At 62.7% G+C, this 16,730-nt stretch carries 16 protein-coding genes; 10 read left to right on the top strand and 6 right to left on the bottom strand.

Annotated elements, in window-relative coordinates; all coding sequences use genetic code 11:
• Positions 1-8: 8 nt before the first annotated feature.
• Both M1E12_RS04845 and M1E12_RS04840 read right to left on the bottom strand, forming a co-directional pair.
• Complete coding sequence (locus tag M1E12_RS04845; protein WP_479563932.1) at positions 9-1,685, bottom strand: MFS transporter; 1,677 nt, start codon at positions 1,683-1,685, stop codon at positions 9-11.
• Positions 1,682-2,137 (bottom strand): MarR family winged helix-turn-helix transcriptional regulator, encoded by a 456-nt coding sequence (locus tag M1E12_RS04840; RefSeq protein ID WP_113459264.1) that lies wholly within the window; start codon positions 2,135-2,137, stop codon positions 1,682-1,684. The genes M1E12_RS04845 and M1E12_RS04840 overlap by 4 nt, the downstream gene beginning before the upstream one ends.
• Before the next feature lie 362 nt (positions 2,138-2,499).
• Between M1E12_RS04840 and M1E12_RS04835 the strand changes: the two genes are divergently transcribed.
• On the top strand, positions 2,500-3,996 hold the full coding sequence (locus M1E12_RS04835) for a replicative DNA helicase (protein WP_113459263.1): 1,497 nt from the start codon (positions 2,500-2,502) through the stop codon (positions 3,994-3,996).
• A gap of 40 nt (positions 3,997-4,036) precedes the next feature.
• Here M1E12_RS04835 and M1E12_RS04830 read toward each other — a convergent pair whose 3' ends face one another.
• The 3 genes from M1E12_RS04830 to M1E12_RS04820 all read right to left on the bottom strand — a co-directional run bounded on the left by M1E12_RS04830 (position 4,037) and on the right by M1E12_RS04820 (position 5,969).
• On the bottom strand, positions 4,037-4,339 hold the full coding sequence (locus M1E12_RS04830) for an AzlD family protein (protein WP_113459262.1): 303 nt from the start codon (positions 4,337-4,339) through the stop codon (positions 4,037-4,039).
• Entirely contained in the window at positions 4,336-5,037 is a 702-nt protein-coding gene (locus tag M1E12_RS04825) for an AzlC family ABC transporter permease (RefSeq protein WP_479563931.1), read from the bottom strand. Before M1E12_RS04825 ends, M1E12_RS04830 begins: the two co-directional genes overlap by 4 nt.
• A gap of 68 nt (positions 5,038-5,105) precedes the next feature.
• The gene (locus M1E12_RS04820; protein WP_479563930.1) at positions 5,106-5,969 is read right to left on the bottom strand and encodes an AraC family ligand binding domain-containing protein; all 864 of its coding nucleotides are present in this window, start codon (positions 5,967-5,969) and stop codon (positions 5,106-5,108) included.
• Between the two features lie 84 nt (positions 5,970-6,053).
• Here M1E12_RS04820 and alr point away from each other — a divergent pair, with 84 nt between their 5' ends.
• From alr to M1E12_RS04780, 8 genes are all read left to right on the top strand, one after another.
• Positions 6,054-7,220, top strand: a complete 1,167-nt coding sequence (alr, locus tag M1E12_RS04815) for an alanine racemase (protein ID WP_479563929.1) — start codon at positions 6,054-6,056, stop codon at positions 7,218-7,220.
• Positions 7,221-7,309: 89 nt separating this feature from the next.
• A complete protein-coding gene (locus M1E12_RS04810) occupies positions 7,310-7,603 on the top strand; it encodes a type II toxin-antitoxin system ParD family antitoxin (protein ID WP_479563928.1) in 294 nt (97 codons plus the stop codon).
• Complete coding sequence (locus M1E12_RS04805) at positions 7,542-7,850, top strand: type II toxin-antitoxin system RelE/ParE family toxin (protein ID WP_479563927.1); 309 nt, start codon at positions 7,542-7,544, stop codon at positions 7,848-7,850. The genes M1E12_RS04810 and M1E12_RS04805 overlap by 62 nt, the downstream gene beginning before the upstream one ends.
• Positions 7,851-7,853: 3 nt before the next feature.
• Positions 7,854-9,257 carry a DNA repair protein RadA gene (gene radA / locus M1E12_RS04800; RefSeq protein WP_113459257.1) on the top strand — a complete coding sequence of 468 codons (1,404 nt, stop codon included), beginning with the start codon at positions 7,854-7,856 and terminating at the stop codon, positions 9,255-9,257.
• An 87-nt stretch (positions 9,258-9,344) separates the two neighbouring features.
• Complete coding sequence (locus M1E12_RS04795; protein WP_136538771.1) at positions 9,345-9,947, top strand: CvpA family protein; 603 nt, start codon at positions 9,345-9,347, stop codon at positions 9,945-9,947.
• 125 nt (positions 9,948-10,072) lie between these two features.
• Entirely contained in the window at positions 10,073-11,563 is a 1,491-nt protein-coding gene (gene purF, locus M1E12_RS04790) for an amidophosphoribosyltransferase (protein ID WP_136538769.1), read from the top strand.
• A 120-nt stretch (positions 11,564-11,683) separates the two neighbouring features.
• Positions 11,684-12,424, top strand: a complete 741-nt coding sequence (locus M1E12_RS04785; RefSeq protein ID WP_479563926.1) for an SDR family NAD(P)-dependent oxidoreductase — start codon at positions 11,684-11,686, stop codon at positions 12,422-12,424.
• A 55-nt stretch (positions 12,425-12,479) separates the two neighbouring features.
• Positions 12,480-13,358, top strand: coding sequence for a DMT family transporter (locus M1E12_RS04780; RefSeq protein WP_479563925.1), 879 nt, complete (start codon positions 12,480-12,482; stop codon positions 13,356-13,358).
• Here the strand turns inward: M1E12_RS04780 and M1E12_RS04775 are convergent, their stop codons facing one another.
• Positions 13,359-14,600, bottom strand: a complete 1,242-nt coding sequence (locus tag M1E12_RS04775) for a GGDEF domain-containing protein (RefSeq protein WP_479563924.1) — start codon at positions 14,598-14,600, stop codon at positions 13,359-13,361.
• Positions 14,601-14,910: 310 nt separating this feature from the next.
• On the opposite strand from M1E12_RS04775, the gene cysS reads away from it, so the two are divergent.
• Positions 14,911-16,455 carry a cysteine--tRNA ligase gene (gene cysS, locus M1E12_RS04770; protein WP_479563923.1) on the top strand — a complete coding sequence of 515 codons (1,545 nt, stop codon included), beginning with the start codon at positions 14,911-14,913 and terminating at the stop codon, positions 16,453-16,455.
• Positions 16,456-16,730: the final 275 nt, after the last annotated feature.

The raw sequence follows: 16,730 nt of genomic DNA, 5'->3' as shown, positions 1-16,730 counted from the left end.
TCAAAACATCAGGATTGGGTGGCTTCATCGACCGGTGCGGCTCGGAGGGTCCGGAGCCAGTTCCAGGCGAGATGCAGGAGGAGTGTGGCGAGCGCGATGGTCGCGACGGCGGAGATCAGCAGGAAGGTGTCGTTGTAGGCGAGCACATAGGCCTCACGCGTGACCTGCTGTGCGAGCAGCGTCAGGCCTTCCGCATTGAGAATGCTCGGATCGGTGATGACCTTGCGATAGGCGGCAGAGAGCTGGCCGACACGCTGAGCGACTTCAGGACGGGTCAAGAGAATGTTCTCGACCAGAATGCTCGAATGAAACTTCTCCCGGATGGTGACGAAGCTTCCGAGGAAGGCGGTCGTCAAAAGGGCACCTGTGATCTGCGTGAAGAGGAAGATCACGATGAAGTTGACGATATAGGCCGGCCCCTTCTGCAGGGCGCCTGCGAACCCCTTCGCCATAACAGGCGGCAGGAACATCGCGGCACCGATGGCGATCATGCCCTGGCTCAGATACATCTGTTCGGGGCGCGTCAGGTTGCTTGCCTGGCTGTCGAGATAGGCGCCGACAGCAATCAGCGCGAGCGCGATCACATGCGCCGTCTCGACATAGCGCGAGGACATCAGGGCCATGCACAAGAGGGCGCCACCGACGGAGGCGACGAGAACCAGTGCCCAGAGGGTGAATTGCTGGTCGTTCAGGAGGCCGATCTGCTGGAAGAAGCTGACGGCGGTCGACGACTGTTCGGATGACACCGCACGGAAGACCAGGAGCACGGCTGCCATGTGCAGATTGCTGCGGGAAAAGATCCAGCGGAAGTCGAGCATCGGATTTTGCCGATGGGATTCGATCAGCGCGGTCATGGCGATGAAGGCGATTGCCGCAGCAAGCAACGCACCGAGCCACCAGGTCTCGAACCACCAGTAGAGACGTCCGAGCGTGAGGAACACGGCGAGGCAGCCGATGCCGATCGCCATCAGCAGATAGGACAGGATATCCAGCCGCTCGATCACCTTGGCGCGCGGCGGCGGTGTCACGGGAAGCGCAAAGATGACGACCATCGAGATGAGGGCCAGGCCGACTTCCAGCGTGTAGAGCGCGTGCCAGCCGTCGATCTGCAGGAGGGACGGAGAGATCATGCGGGCGATGGGGGCTGCGAGCAGCGTGCCGAGCAGCGCGACGTTCAGGCCCTGGTTCAGCTTGCGCTGCAGGGGGAAGGCCTCGAGCACATAGAGAAAGCCCAGCGACGAAATGGGGGCCGCCGCACAACCGCTGATGAAGCGGACGACGAGCGCGGAGTGCAGATCGTCGACCAGGAGGTTCAGCGAGGACGCGAGCACGAAGATCAGGATGCTCCACTGCGCAAAGGGGCGCAGGCCGTATTGCGTGCGGATCTTGAAGAGCGCGATCGAGAGCGTCGCATAGGGGGCCATATAGGCCGCCGACAGCCAGGCCGCCTCGACCACAGTTGCCGAAAACTCACCCTGCAGCTGGTAAAGGTTGGCATTGACGATGTTCATGCCCAGGCCCTGGGTGATGAACAGCATCAGGCCGGACACGACATAGATCGCAGCCAGCCAGAGGGGCTTTGCCGGCGGCGCAACAGGTGCGGCGGGCGGCCCATCCTGTGCTGGCGTCGTCACCTTGGCAGGATCTGACACAGCCGTTGCTGCTGTTTCGCTGACGGCGCTCATGACCGCACCTTTGGCTGGTCGAGGCTCTGGAGGTTGCGGGTGAGGCGCCGGACGACCGACAGCGCGATTTCGATATCATCGGACGAAATTTCCGCCGCGATCTGTGCGCGCAGGTCCGTGGCAAGCACATGCATCCTGTCATAGGCGGCCCTGCCCGCTTCGGTCATCGCGATGCGCTTGGCACGGCGATCATTCTCGTCCTCGGTCCTGACGATCAGGTTCTGGCGCGCCATGCCGTCCAGCACGCGCACCAGCGTCGGCGTCTCGATTTCCAGCTCTTCGGCCAGTTCCTTCTGGGTGAGCGGTCCGCGGCGCGAGATCGCGAAAAGGGCCCGGGCACGCGCCAGCGTCAGCCCCTCCTCACGCACGGCGGCGTCGAAGAAGGCGCGAAGCTTCCGGTTGAAAGCCGACATCTCGTCGAAGAGCTGTTCGTTCTGCGTTTGTCGGGACACTGGCGCGCCTCCTATTAATTAGGTTGCTATCTATATTGCTCCTAATTAATTGTTGGACGGCACAAATCAAGCGTGATCCTGCGATGGCAGCCATGCGCGGTCGGCATGGGCGGGATGTTCTGACTCATGGATGCTGCATCGCTTTTTCGACGCCATCCGCGCCTCGCCTCTGCTAGACTTGAGGCTTCTGAGGCCGATTCGTTGAATGTCACAGTCAACCGAAAAGATCGGAATCCTCGGCTTTTTCTGAAGTCGCAAAGAGGCGCCTGTGAATCAATGTGGGTTGGCGAGCGAGCCATTTCGCTGCCCCACGTTCTCGCTATGGTGCAGCCACCGCCGACACACTGAACGGATTCGAACGAATGAATGATGCTGCGCGCAAATTGAGCCCGGTCCAGCCGGCCGAGCCCCTTTACCGGGAAGCTCCAAACAACATCGAAGCCGAACAGGCGCTGCTCGGCGCGATCCTGGTCAACAACGACGCCTTCTATCGCGTGTCGGACTTCTTGAAGCCCGAGCATCTCTATGAGCCGCTGCACCGGAAGATCTTCGAGGTCGCCTCCGAGATCATCCGCATGGGCAAGACGGCAAACCCCGTCACGATCAAGACCTTCCTCCCGGCGGACCAGAAGGTCGGCGATCTGACGGTCGCGCAGTATCTCGCGCGTCTGGCTTCCGAAGCCGTCACCATCATCAATGCGGAGGACTACGGTCGCGCTATCTATGACCTCGCGCTGCGCCGCTCGCTGATCCAGATCGGCGAGGACGTCGTCAACATCGCCTACGACGCGCCGCTCGACATGCCGCCCCAGGCGCAGATCGAAGACACCGAGCGCCGCCTCTTCGCGCTGGCCGAAAACGGCCGCTACGACGGCGGTTTCCAGTCCTTCTCCGATGCCGTTGCCCAGGCCGTCGACATGGCGGGGGCTGCCTTCGAACGCGACGGCAATCTGTCGGGTATCTCCACCGGCATCATGTCGCTCGACGCCAAGATGGGTGGCTTGCAGCGCTCCGACTTGATCGTGCTCGCCGGTCGTCCGGGTATGGGTAAGACCTCGCTTGCCACCAACATCGCCTGGAACATTGCAGCAGCCTACGAGCCGGAAGTTCTGCCGGACGGCTCCTTCAAGGCGAAGAATGGCGGCGTCGTTGGCTTCTACTCGCTCGAAATGTCGGCCGAACAGCTCGCGACCCGTATCATGTCCGAGCAGACGGAAGTCTCGTCCTCGAAGATCCGCCGCGGTGACATCACCGAGCATGAATTCGAAAAGCTTGTCGGCTTTTCCCAGACCATGCAGAAGGTGCCGCTGTTCATCGACCAGACCGGTGGCATCTCGATTGCGCAGCTCGCGGCCCGTGCCCGCCGTCTGAAGCGCCAGCGCGGCCTCGACTTCCTGGTCATCGACTATATCCAGCTGATGACCGGCTCCGGCAAATCGGGCGAAAACCGCGTGCAGGAAATCACCCAGATCACCACGGGCCTGAAGTCGCTCGGCAAGGAGCTGAACGTGCCGATCGTGGCGCTGTCGCAGCTCTCGCGTCAGGTGGAAAACCGCGACGACAAGCGCCCTCAGCTTTCCGACCTTCGTGAATCGGGCTCGATCGAACAGGACGCCGACGTCGTGCTCTTCGTGTTCCGTGAGGAATACTACGTGAAGAACCTGGAGCCGCGTGATCCCGCCGATCCGAAGTATCCGGAATGGGAAGCGCATATGGAGAAGGTCAAGGGCACGGCCGACGTCATCATCGCCAAGCAGCGTCACGGACCGACCGGCACCGTCAAGCTCGCCTTCCAGTCGGAATTCACCCGCTTTGCGGATCTGGCCGAGCCGAGCTTCATCCAGTACGAAGAACCCTGAGATCGAAGGGCGCCCGAGAGGCGCCCTTCCCTTTTGCAGCTCAGAGCCCGTAAGCCCTCAGCAGCGCGACCGTGAGCACGCCGGCTGCAGCAGCCGGGAGAAGCGGCAGCCTTGTCGCTGCCAGCGCAACAACCGCACAGCCCGCCGTCTCGGCCCAGCCGGTGGCAAAAGCCGTTGGCGCAACGACAGCCATCAGCACGGACGGCGGGATGGCTGCCAGAATGTCCTCAGCCTGCGGCGACAGTCGGAGCAGACGACCGACCAGCAGACCGGCCTGGCGGGTAGCGATCGTTGCGACTGCCATGGCGAGGATCGCCAGCATGGTGTTGAGGTCGATCGTCATGCGCCGGCCTCCCGCTTACGCATCGAGAGTGCGGCGGCGACCGAGACACCACCCAAGGCTCCGGCGAGAATATACCAGACGCCCGGTACCAGGTGATGGACAAGCAGCGCGCAGGCCCCGCTTCCGACAAGGATCAGCCCGGTGCGCGCACCGCGCCAGAAGCCGGCGATAAGGATGACGAAGACCGCCGGAAAGACGAAATCCATGGCGATCACCGAGGGATCGCCGACGAGGCTGCCGAGCAAGGCCCCGGTAAGGCCGGAGAGAACCCAAGCCGCGTAGAAGGGCAAGGCGGCACCGAAGAACCAGGCCGGCGTGAGGCGGTGATCGCGGGCGCGAAACTCGGCAACGGCCCAGATCTCGTCTGCCAGGAAGAACATCGATAGGATCTTCTGCCGGCTCGAGAAGGCGGCCATGTGGCGCGAGATTGAGGCGCCCATCAGCACATGCCTGACATTGATCAGCAAGGCCGCCATGCCGAGCGCTGCGATGCTGGCGGGATGGCTCCACAGATCCATGGCGACGAACTGCGAGCCGCCGGCAAAGACCAGGGCGCTCATCAGCGCGGCATCAAGCGCCGAGAGACCTTTCGTGGCGGCAACAGCGCCGAAGACGAGACCGATGGGCACCACGGCCACGGTCAACGGAAGAATGGATCTGAAACCCTGTCGGATTTCGAGGGTCGTGTTGGATGGCATGCGTATTCCCTTGCGCGTTACCGGGCCGGGATAGGCCTGCTTTTCTCCGAGGTCTTGAACGAAAGTGATCAGCCGGCCCGGAAGACCGCGGGCGTCAGGCCCGTCCGGGCCTTGAACTGCCGGGTCATGTGGGCCTGATCGGCAAAGCCACAGGCCAAGGCCGTGTCGGAGGGCGTGGCACCGGATCTCAGCATATGACGGGCATGGCGGATCCGCATGTCCGTCTGGAAGGCATGGGGCGTGATGAAATACTGCTTGCGGAAGGCGCGGATCATATGGGCGCGGCTGAGGCCCGCCACCTTTGCCAGCGCCTCCAGCCCGATCTCTTCATCGAAATGGGTGGTGATGTAATCACGCACGCGGCGCATGGCGAGGGGCTCCCGGTGATCGGGAGCGCGGATGATGTCGCTGCCGTGGCGGGCAAACATGGTGGCGAGCACGCAATACATGCTCTCCTCGCCCTCGAGTCCCGCCACCTCCCCGCTTTCGATCCGGCGATGGGCGAGATTGAAGGCGCGGGCGAGATCCGGATCCGTCAGCAGTTGCTGGCCGAAGCTCGGCGTGCCGTTGAAGGCGCGGCCGGTCACATCCTCGATGATATCGGTCAGAAGCGCTACTTCCGGGTAGATCATCCGGTAGCGATAGCCTCCCGGCGTACCGGGCTGGCCGTCGTGGATTTCGCCGGGATTGATGAGATAGAGCGTGCCAGGGCCGGTGTGTTCGCGCATGCCGCGGATGCTTGCGACCTGGCAGCCGACTTCGATCGCGCCGATCGAAAAGGTGTCGTGCGAATGCGGCGAGAATTCATGGGTGATGAAGGAGGCGGACAGGCATTCCATGTCGCGGAAGCGCCCATCCCGCCAGAAGCGGGTCTGCTCCTGCCGCGACACCGGATTGGCTTCGGCTGCCTCTTGCTGCGAAACACTGTGCATAGCAGCATAATATCCGGCCGCCGCATTTTCGTCTTGAAGAAAAGTGCTAGGGTCCCCGAACCGATCAATAGACCCGAAGCCTTCATGACAGACCGTTTTACCCTCATCGATGCGCCGGAAGAATTTCAGTCGGCACCGCTGCGCCTGACCGTGGATCTCTCGGCGATTGCCGATAACTGGCGAGAAATGGCGCGCAGATCCGGCAAGGCTCGGGCCGCCGCGGTCGTCAAGGCGGATGCCTATGGTCTGGGGATCGAGGACGTCGGACAGACGCTCTACCGCGCCGGCGCCCGAGACTTCTTCGTTGCCGTGCCGGCGGAGGGGGCGACGCTCCGTCCCTACGCGCCGGAAGCCCGGATCTTCGTGCTCTCGGGCATCTGGCACGGCCAGGAGGAGATCTTCTTCGAGAACGATCTCGTCCCGGTTATTGCCTCGGAAGAGCAACTCGCCTTCTGGATGGCGGTGTTGACAGAACGCGGCCCCTATCCTTGCGCGCTGCATGTCGATACCGGCTTCAATCGGCTCGGCCTGCCCATGGACGAGGCGATCGCGCTGGTCGACGATGTCTCGCGGCCGGCAAGCCTCGATCCGGTGCTGGTCATGAGCCACCTCGCCTGCGGCGATGATCCTTCGTCACCGATGAACCGCCAGCAACTCGAGAAATTCCAGAGGGTTAGCACCGCTTTCGAAGGTGTTGATTCCAGTCTCTCCGCCTCAGCCGGCATCTTCCTCGGCGCCGATTATCACTTCGACCTCACCCGTCCCGGCATCGCGCTTTACGGGGGCGAGGCGGTCAGCGGCGCAAAAAACCCGATGCAGCCGGTGATCAAGGCCGAGGCGCGTATCCTGCAGGTTCGCAATGCCAAGGCCGGCGAGAGCGTAAGCTATGGCGCGACCCAGGTGCTCACACGCGACAGCCGGCTTGCCGTGGCAAGTGTCGGTTACGCTGATGGCTATCTGCGCAATCTCTCCGGCTCGGGCATCCCGCTGCGCGACACCGGACTTCCAGGCGCAGAGGGCGTCATCGGTGGCAAGCGCGTGCCGGTCGTCGGCCGGGTCACCATGGACCTGACCATCTTCGACGTCACCGATCTGCCCGACAATGCTGTGCGCGCCGGCGACTATATCGAGCTCCTCGGCCCCTACATGCCGCTCGACGAGGTCGCGCGCGCTGCCGGCACGATCGGCTACGAGATGCTGACGGGCCTCGGACTGCGCTGCGAGCGGATGTATCTCGAAGGGGACGACTGAGGTCTGGCGCCAGCGGCTTTGTTCTGCTATTGTTCCAGAAAGTTCAAATTCTTCTCACCGAATGGGAGTTCATCGTGCGGAACATTCAGTTGAGCAAGCAAGATGCCGAATTTGTCGCGGAGCAGGTCAATTCCGGGCTTTACGAAAGCGCGGACGCTGTCATCACGGCTAGCCTTGCTTTGCTACGTGAGCAGGACGACGCCACCCTCCGCAAGCTTATTCAGGAAGGGATCGATGACGTTGAGGCAGGGCGCGTCATGAGCTTCGATAGCGCAGAGGAACTGACAGCCTACATCATGGGGATGGCGGAGGAACGGGAGGATGGAACCACGTCGTCTGGTGCTAACCAGAAGGGCACTTCGCGATCTTCGCGCGCATTATGACTACATCTTCGAATTCGACCCCGTCGCCGCAAAACGTCTCCTGCACGAAATCAACAGAAAGATGGAGTGGATAGCCGAGCTGGGCATAACTGGTGCTCCTCGCTCATTCATCCCCGGACTAAGAGCCTTTCCCTTCAAGAGCCGATGCATCTATTTCACGATCTCTGATGAGGCGGTCACAGTGCTGCGCGTCGTGCACGGCCGCCAGAACATCTCCACCGACGACTTCCCCGAAAGCGACCTTTAATTCATGGCCAAAGCCAGAACTCAATTCGTCTGCCAGAACTGCGGCACGGTGCATTCCCGCTGGGCGGGGAAATGCGATGGCTGCGGCGAATGGAACACCATTGTTGAAGAAGACCCGATGGGCGGGATCGGCTCCGGACCAGGCAAGGTGCCAAAGAAGGGCCGCCCCGTCACGCTCACCTCACTGTCCGGCGAGATCGAGGAGGCGCCGCGCATTCCGACCGGCATGGGTGAACTCGATCGCGCAACGGGCGGCGGCTTCGTGCGTGGTTCGGCGGTCTTGATCGGCGGCGATCCAGGCATCGGCAAGTCGACGCTCCTGATGCAGGCGGCAGCGGCCCTGTCGCGGCGGGGCCATCGCATCATCTATGTCTCGGGCGAAGAAGCCGTCGCGCAGGTCAGGCTGCGTGCGCAGCGTCTGGGCGCGGCCGACACGGATGTGCTGCTCGCAGCCGAAACCAATGTCGAGGACATTCTGGCGACGATTTCCGAAGGCAAGCGGCCGGACCTCGTCATCATCGATTCGATCCAGACGCTGTGGAGCGACACCGCCGACAGCGCACCGGGCACAGTCACGCAGGTCAGGACCGGTGTGCAGGCGATGATCCGCTTTGCCAAGCAGACCGGGGCCACCATGGTTCTGGTCGGGCATGTCACGAAGGAAGGCCAGATCGCCGGCCCGCGCGTGGTCGAGCATATGGTGGATGCCGTCCTCTACTTCGAAGGTGACCGGGGCCATCACTACCGCATCCTGCGCACGGTCAAGAACCGCTTCGGACCGACCGACGAGATCGGCGTCTTCGAAATGTCCGACAAGGGCCTGCGCGAAGTGGCCAACCCCTCCGAGCTTTTCCTCGGCGAACGCAACGAGAAAGCCCCGGGTGCGGCCGTCTTCGCCGGCATGGAGGGCACGCGCCCGGTGCTGGTCGAAGTGCAGGCGCTGGTGGCGGCAACATCGCTTGGAACACCACGCCGCGCCGTCGTGGGATGGGATTCCTCACGCCTCGCCATGATTTTGGCGGTATTGGAAGCGCATTGCGGTGTGCGGCTCGGTCAGCACGACGTCTATCTGAACGTTGCCGGCGGTTACCGGATCAGCGAACCGGCAGCCGATATGGCAATCGCTTCGGCTTTGGTTTCGTCGCTGGCCGGTCTTGCCCTTCCGGCCGATTGCGTCTATTTCGGCGAAGTCAGCCTGTCGGGGGCGGTGAGGCCCGTAGCCCACACTGCCCAGAGGCTGAAAGAGGCGGAAAAGCTTGGTTTCTCCGCCGCGGTCTTGCCGGCTGCCTCGCCGGACCTGCCGAAGGGTTCGAAGGGCAAATGGAGGGAAGTGGACAGCCTTCCCGATCTCGTGGCGCGCATCGCCGGTTCCCGGCTGAAGGCCCCAAGGGATCAGGAGGACGGTTGATCCGGTCCGACGCGTGATTTCACGCGTTCCGGCGGTATCGCGGTGACATCAATGCCGGTCTTGCCGGTGGCCCTGGAGTTGGAATTTATGCCCATCACAATTTTCGACGGTATCGTCATCGGCGTCGTTCTGTTTTCAGCGGTGCTGGCGATGGTGCGCGGGTTTTCGCGCGAAGTGCTGTCCATCGCGAGCTGGGCGGGCTCTGTCGCCGCCGCCTACTATCTCTATCCCCTGCTCGTGCCCTATCTGATGAGCTATACCGACGATCCCAGGATCGCGATGGCCGGTTCTGCCGGCATCATATTCCTGATCGCGCTGATCGTGATTTCCTTCATCACCTCGCGCATTGCCGATTTCATCATCGACAGCCGCATCGGAGCGCTCGATCGTACCCTGGGCTTCCTCTTCGGTGCGGCTCGCGGCCTTTTGCTTCTCGTCGTCGCCGTCGCCTTCTGGAACTGGCTGATCGACGTTCGCCAGCGCCCGGACTGGGTCAACGAATCCAAGTCGAAGCCTTTCCTCGATTCGCTGGTGCTGAAGCTCGAAGCCGTTCTGCCGCAAGATATCGAACCGCAGATCCGCGAACGGATCCTCGGCCGCGAAGAGACCGAAGCCGGCGAGCAGGCCCCTGCCGATCAGGCACCGGCCGAACAGGCCCCTGCCGACCAGGCTCCGGCCCAGAACAACTGATCCTCTCGCGGCTCGAAAGCCGCGCGACTTGAGACAAGACAGACGCCGCCGGATCGGGACAGACCGGCGGCTTCCCTGTTCAAAGCGTTGCACTCGCATCTGTTCCCGGAGCAAAGGCCCTCGCCATGAAGCAGTCCAGCCCCTCCCATGTCGTCTACGGCAGCCATGACGACAAGTTTCACGAAGAATGCGGCGTTTTCGGCATTCTCGGGCATCCGGATGCAGCGACGCTGACCGCGCTCGGCCTGCACGCGCTTCAGCATCGCGGCCAGGAAGCGGCCGGCATCGTCTCCTTCGACGGCCGGCAGTTCTACACCGAAAAGCATATGGGCCTCGTTGGCGACCACTACACCAATCCGGCGACGCTGGCGAAGCTGCCGGGCCCGCAGGCGATCGGCCACACGCGCTACTCGACGACGGGCGAAGTGGCGCTGCGCAACGTGCAGCCACTCTTCGCCGAACTCGAAGAAGGCGGCATCGCGATTGCCCATAACGGCAACTTCACCAACGGACTGACGCTGCGCCGCCAGATCATCGCGACCGGTGCCATCTGCCAGTCGACCTCGGACACCGAAGTGGTGCTGCATCTGATTGCCCGCTCGCGTCATGCCTCGACGACCGACCGCTTCATCGACGCCATCCGCCAGATGGAAGGCGGCTATGCGATGATCGCGCTCACCCGCACCAAGCTGATTGCCGCGCGCGACCCGATCGGCATCCGGCCTCTGGTCATGGGCGAACTCGACGGCAAGCCGATCTTCTGTTCGGAAACCTGCGCGCTTGACATCATCGGCGCCAAGTTCGTCCGTGACGTGAAGAATGGCGAAGTGGTGATCTGCGAAACCCAGGCGGATGGTTCGGTGACGATCGAATCCCGCATGCCGGCCCGGCCGCAGCCGGAACGCGTCTGCATGTTCGAATATGTCTATTTCGCCCGTCCCGACTCCGTCGTCGCCGGCCGTAACGTTTACACGACCCGCAAGAATGCCGGGATCAATCTGGCCAAGGAAGCGCCTGTTGAAGCCGATGTCGTCGTCCCCGTGCCGGATGGCGGCACACCGGCAGCGCTCGGCTATGCCCAGCAGAGCGGCATCCCGTTCGAATACGGCATCATCCGCAACCACTATGTCGGGCGTACCTTCATCGAGCCGACCCAACAGATCCGTGCCTTCGGCGTCAAGCTCAAGCATTCCGCCAACAGGGCGATGATCGAGGGCAAGCGCGTCGTGCTGGTCGACGATTCCATCGTGCGTGGCACGACCTCGCTGAAGATCGTGCAGATGATCCGCGATGCCGGGGCCAAGGAAGTGCATATCCGCGTCGCATCGCCGATGATCTTCCATCCCGATTTCTACGGCATCGACACGCCGGACCGGGACAAGCTGCTTGCGAACCAGTATGCCCATGAGGCGGATATGGCGAAATATATCGGCGCCGACTCCCTCGCCTTCCTGTCGATCGACGGGCTCTATATGGCCGTCGGCGGCAAGCCGCGCGATCCGAACAATCCGGAGTTCACCGATCACTACTTCACCGGCGACTACCCGACCCGCCTCCTCGACAAGGAGAGCGAAAAGCCGGGCCGCAAGGAAAGCATGCTCGCCGCCAACGGCTGAGCTCCAGAGCAAGTCCAGCAAAAGTGCGCCAGCGGTTTTGCGTCCGGACTGCGTCAAAACAAGGAGATAGAGCATGTGATCAGCTTAGGCCGGACATGCTCTAGGGACATAGGACAGACCATGACCATCGACCTCAAGGGCCGTCTCGCGCTCGTCACCGGCGCCTCGCGTGGCATCGGCTATTTCACCGCGATCGAACTGGCAAAGGCCGGCGCGCATGTCATCGCCTGTGCTCGAACCGTCGGCGGGCTGGAAGAGCTCGACGACGCGATCAAGGCGGTCGGCGGCACGGCGACGCTGGTGCCCTTCGACCTTTCCGACATGGCAGCGATCGACCAGCTCGGCGGCCACATCTTCGAACGCTGGGGCAAGCTCGATATCGCGGTGCTGAATGCCGGCGTTCTCGGGGTCATCTCGCCGATCGGCCATGTCGAAGCCAAGGTCTTCGACAAGGTCATGACGATCAATGTGACGGCGACGTGGCGCCTGATCCGCTCGCTGGAGCCGTTGCTGGTCAAGTCGGATCAGGGCCGCGCGCTGATCCTGTCGTCGAGTGCCGCTCACAAGTGCAAGCCCTTCTGGGGCCCCTATTCCGCCTCCAAGGCCGCCGTAGAAGCGCTCGCCCGCACCTGGGCTGCCGAGACGCAACGCCTGCCCTTGAGGGTCCTGTCCGTCGACCCGGGCCCGACGCGCACGGCCATGCGCGCCCAGGCCATGCCGGGTGAAGATCCGCAGACGGTGCCGCATCCGTCCGAAGTGGCGGCCAAGCTGATGGCGCTGGTCGGCCCGGACCAGACGGAAACCGGCAAGCTCTACCAGCTGCGCGAAGGCAAGATCGTCGATTATCGGATGCCGGAATAGCAGTTTCGCCCGTCTCTTCAGGGAGCTGCCGACCGGCGATTTTCAGGACCATTTCATGTCCCCCAGAGATTTTGCCGCCTATGCCTATCTGTCGCTGGCGTGGGGACTTTCCTTTCTGCTGCTCCTGCATGTGGTCGATGCCTTCGGCTGGATCGGGGCGGTGACCTTTCGCTGCTTCATCGCAGGCGCGCTCCTCTTTGCCATCGCGCGGATCATGCGGCGCAGGCTTGATTTCAGTGCCGGATGGCTGCCGTTCGCGGCCGTCGGCGCAACGACGGTCGCCGGGCAGCTTATCGGCCTTTCCTACGCCACGCCGCTGATCGGCACGGCCATGGCCGCCATCTTCGTTGCCTCTATCCCGCTGTTTTCGATGGTCATCGCCCAGCTCTGGGGACTGGAGCGGATCACGCCGGCGCGCGTGCTCGGCCTCGCGCTTGGCACGATCGGCATCATCATGCTGGTGGGTTTTCCCGCCGTCCCCGTAACCAGCGCCTTCCTGCTCGGCTGCCTTGCCATGGTGGGCTCGACCTTCTCCGCCGCCTTCGGCAGCAATTATGCAAGCCGACATCTGAGCGGCACCGGCCCGTGGGAAGTCACGATCGGATCGTTCATCGCGGGCGGCATCCTGACACTGCCGCTCCTTTGGTTCGTGCCCGTTCCGGGAACGCCGGCCACCATCGATTATGTCTATCTCATCGCCCTCGCCGCCTTGATGAGCGCCTTGACCTATGTCCTCTATTTCGGGCTGGTCAAAAGCATCGGCGCGACGGCTGCGATCAGCGTCGAATTCGTGGTCACGGTGGTTGCCGTGCTGGTCGGTGCCTTCGTGCTCGACGAACCACTGACGGCGCTGCAGCTTTGCGGCGGAGCCGTCATTGTTCTCGGATGCGCTCTGGTGCTGGGGATCCTCAGGCTGCCGCGCCCGGCGGCGTGATCAGCCCGCGCGGCGCCGCATGCGCGTCAACCGGCGGCGCGGCTCTTCGACGGCAAGGGCCAGCGCATTGCCGGTCTCGGCGAGCAGGACCGCCGGTTCATACAGCCTGACACAGTTTCGACCATCGGCCTTGGCGCGATAGAGGGCGGCATCCGCCGTGGCGAGAAGTCCATCGAGGTCTCCACCCCGCCCCTTCACTTCGCTGACGCCGATGCTGACGGTGACCCGCAGGAAAGACGGCGCCGGTATCAGCATGTCGGCCACGGCGAGACGCAGGTTCTCGGCTACCGCCACCGCCTTCTGCGCGCTCATGCGGGGCATCAGACAGGCGAATTCTTCACCGCCGATTCGGGCAAACAGCCAGCCGCTCGGCATGCGCTGCTCGATGGCCCGCGAGAAGGCGAGCAGGACCTGGTCTCCGGCCGCGTGGCCATGGGTATCGTTGACGACCTTGAAGTTATCGATGTCGAGCAGAAGCAGGCTTGCGCCGCCCTCCTCTGACGTCAGCACCTTGTTCGCAGCCGCCACAAAGGTACGGCGGTTGGCGAGATTGGTCAGCGGGTCGCGCTCGGACGCAAGGCGATATCTGAGCTCGTCGCGCTCCTTGCCCAGCATCAGCAGGGCGACCAAGGACAGCACGATCATCATGGAATTGGCAAGAACGACGAAGGCAAACCAGGGTGCCGTGGTCCCGTCTGCGGCATAGGCCGGGGCGACGAAGATCGACAGCGGCATCGGTGCCAGCCAGATTGCGCCGCGGATGACGTTGGCGAGTGCTGCGATCGACCGGGAGGGCAAGGGTTCAATCCTGGCGCGCCGCATGATCTCGCGCGCTGTCAGGAAGCAATAGCCGGCAACCAGCAGCCCGAGAATGGTGGTGCGCGCTGCCATGGATTGATGAAAGACGGGCGTCAGCCAGAGGGCAGCCCATAGCACGATCCCAAGCGAAGCTTTGGTGAGGGAGACTTTTCCGCCTTCGAAGGCGACAACCGCCTGCCAATAGATGCCGACCGCAAGAACGCCCAGCCCAAGCCCCAAACCTGACGACAGGACAAGCGGCAGCGTGCTGCGGGCCGAATGCAGGAGCATGGCCGCGCAGGCTGCCAGTCCGGCGGCAACCAGCAGCGGCAGGATCCGGCTGTCCCGGTTTCTCAGCCACATGTAAATCGTCACGATCGTCGAGATCAGGGTGATCAGGGCATGGACGATCATGATGGTAGGCAGATGCAGGGTTTGGTCCATGCCGAAGATCATCTCCGTAGGCGGGGGAAAGCCACACTAGATTTGGGGTAGTTATCTTGAAAAAGACTTAAGCCGAAGGGCGACTATCCACAGCCTACGGCACGGAGATGACCTGCTTCAAGACACCGCAAGCGCCCTTGACCAAAACAGCGACGCGCGCCATAACAGCGGCCATGAAAACGAGCCTCTGCATCATTTGCGGGATCATTATTCGCTAGCGCATGCGCTGGCCTGGCCGTTTTCGTCTCCTGCATAGCCCCAGATGACAAACGACCCGGTCCAGCCGGGTACATCATTCTGGGAGTTTCACATGGCCGGCGGCCTCAAGCTTTACAACACGCTCACACGCGAGAAGGTCGACTTCGAGCCGATCGACCCCGACAATGTGCGCCTGTATGTCTGCGGCCCGACCGTCTATGACTTCGCCCATATCGGCAATGCGCGCCCCGTCATCGTCTTCGACGTGCTCTACCGGCTGCTGCGTCACACCTACGGCGCCGACAAGGTGACCTATGTGCGCAACATCACCGACGTCGATGACAAGATCAACGCACGCGCCTTGCGCGACTTCGGCAGCCAGATCGCCGATGGCTCGATGAGCCTCAACGACGCCATACGCGCCGTGACCGGCAAGACGGAGAGCCAGTTCCACGAGGATGTGGCATCCCTCGGCTGCCTCAAGCCGACCGTCGAGCCGCGCGCGACCGACAACATTCCGCAGATGATCGTGATCATCCAGCGGCTGCTCGACATGGGTCATGCCTATGTCGCCACCGGCTCCGAAGGGCATGAAGTGCTGTTTTCGACCGCCTCGATGGCCGATTATGGCATGCTGTCGAAGCGCAAGCTTGAGGACCAGCAGGCAGGTGCGCGCGTGGCGGTCGAAAGCCACAAGATGAACCCGGCCGATTTCGTGCTGTGGAAGCAGTCCGCCGACACCGAGCCGGGATGGCCGGCGCATTTCACCTTCGAGGGCAAGGCGCATGCGATCTTCGGCCGCCCCGGCTGGCATATCGAATGCTCCGCCATGTCCGACCGTTATCTCTGGGAAGAGATCAAGGATCGCCTCTCCCCGGCGGCCAAGGCAAAACCGCATCAGTTCGATATCCATGGCGGCGGGCTGGACCTGATCTTCCCGCACCACGAAAACGAGATCGCCCAGTCCTGCTGCGCCTTCGACAACGACCTGATGGCCACCGTCTGGATGCACAACGGCTTCCTGCAGGTCGAAGGTCGCAAGATGTCGAAGTCGGAGGGCAATTTCGTCACGATCAACGAGCTGCTTGCGACGGAGAAATTCGGCAGGCGGACGTGGCCGGGCGAAGTTCTGCGGCTGGCGATGCTGATGACGCATTACCGCGAGCCGATCGACTTTTCGGTGAAGCGCTTGGAGGAGGCAGAAGCGCGATTGGCTGGCTGGCTCAGAATTATCGATGCGGCGGGAGATATCCAGGCTCAGATCGATGAGAAATTTCTCGGTCGACTTGCTGATGATTTGAACTCGCCCGAAGCGTTGATGAGGCTGTCGGTGCTAGCCAATTACGCAAAGGGAACAATTGCCTACGAGCGGGGTGGCGAGACAGCATCTGATAATCCGACCATGGAACAGGCCGTTGCTTTGCTGAAGGGCTCGTTGGAATTCCTTGGGGTGGCGGTACAGAAGGCGGAGGTGAGCGACGACCTCTCCGCCGCCGTCCAGGCGCTCGTCGACATGCGGCTCGAGATGCTGAAGGCGAAAAACTTCGCAGAAGCCGACAAGATCCGCGACGATCTCGCTGCCAAGGGCATCCAGCTCAAGGACGGCAAGGACAAGGAGACGGGCGAGCGGGTGACGACCTGGGAGGTCAAGCGGTAACATGGTTTCGGCTGCGGTGCGGTTTACCCCCCTCTGTCACTTCGTGACATCTCCCCCACGCGGGGGGAGAGTGGGTACGCATGCACTGCGGCAATCAAACTCTCAGATGCTTGACGTCATGGGCAACGCCGGCGGGGCCCCGTTCTCCCCCCTTGTGGGGGAGATGCCCGGCAGGGCAGAGGGGGGTAACACACGCGCAACCCCAAACACACCTCTTGCCAGATCACGCAACCAGCCGCAGTCTTCCCACCAGTCAAAACCGGTGATGGAAGCCG

Source organism: Rhizobium sp. K33 (assembly GCF_056501445.1).
The sequence above is the reverse complement of the archived record's forward strand: the minus strand, read 5'-3'. Positions and strand labels throughout refer to the sequence as shown.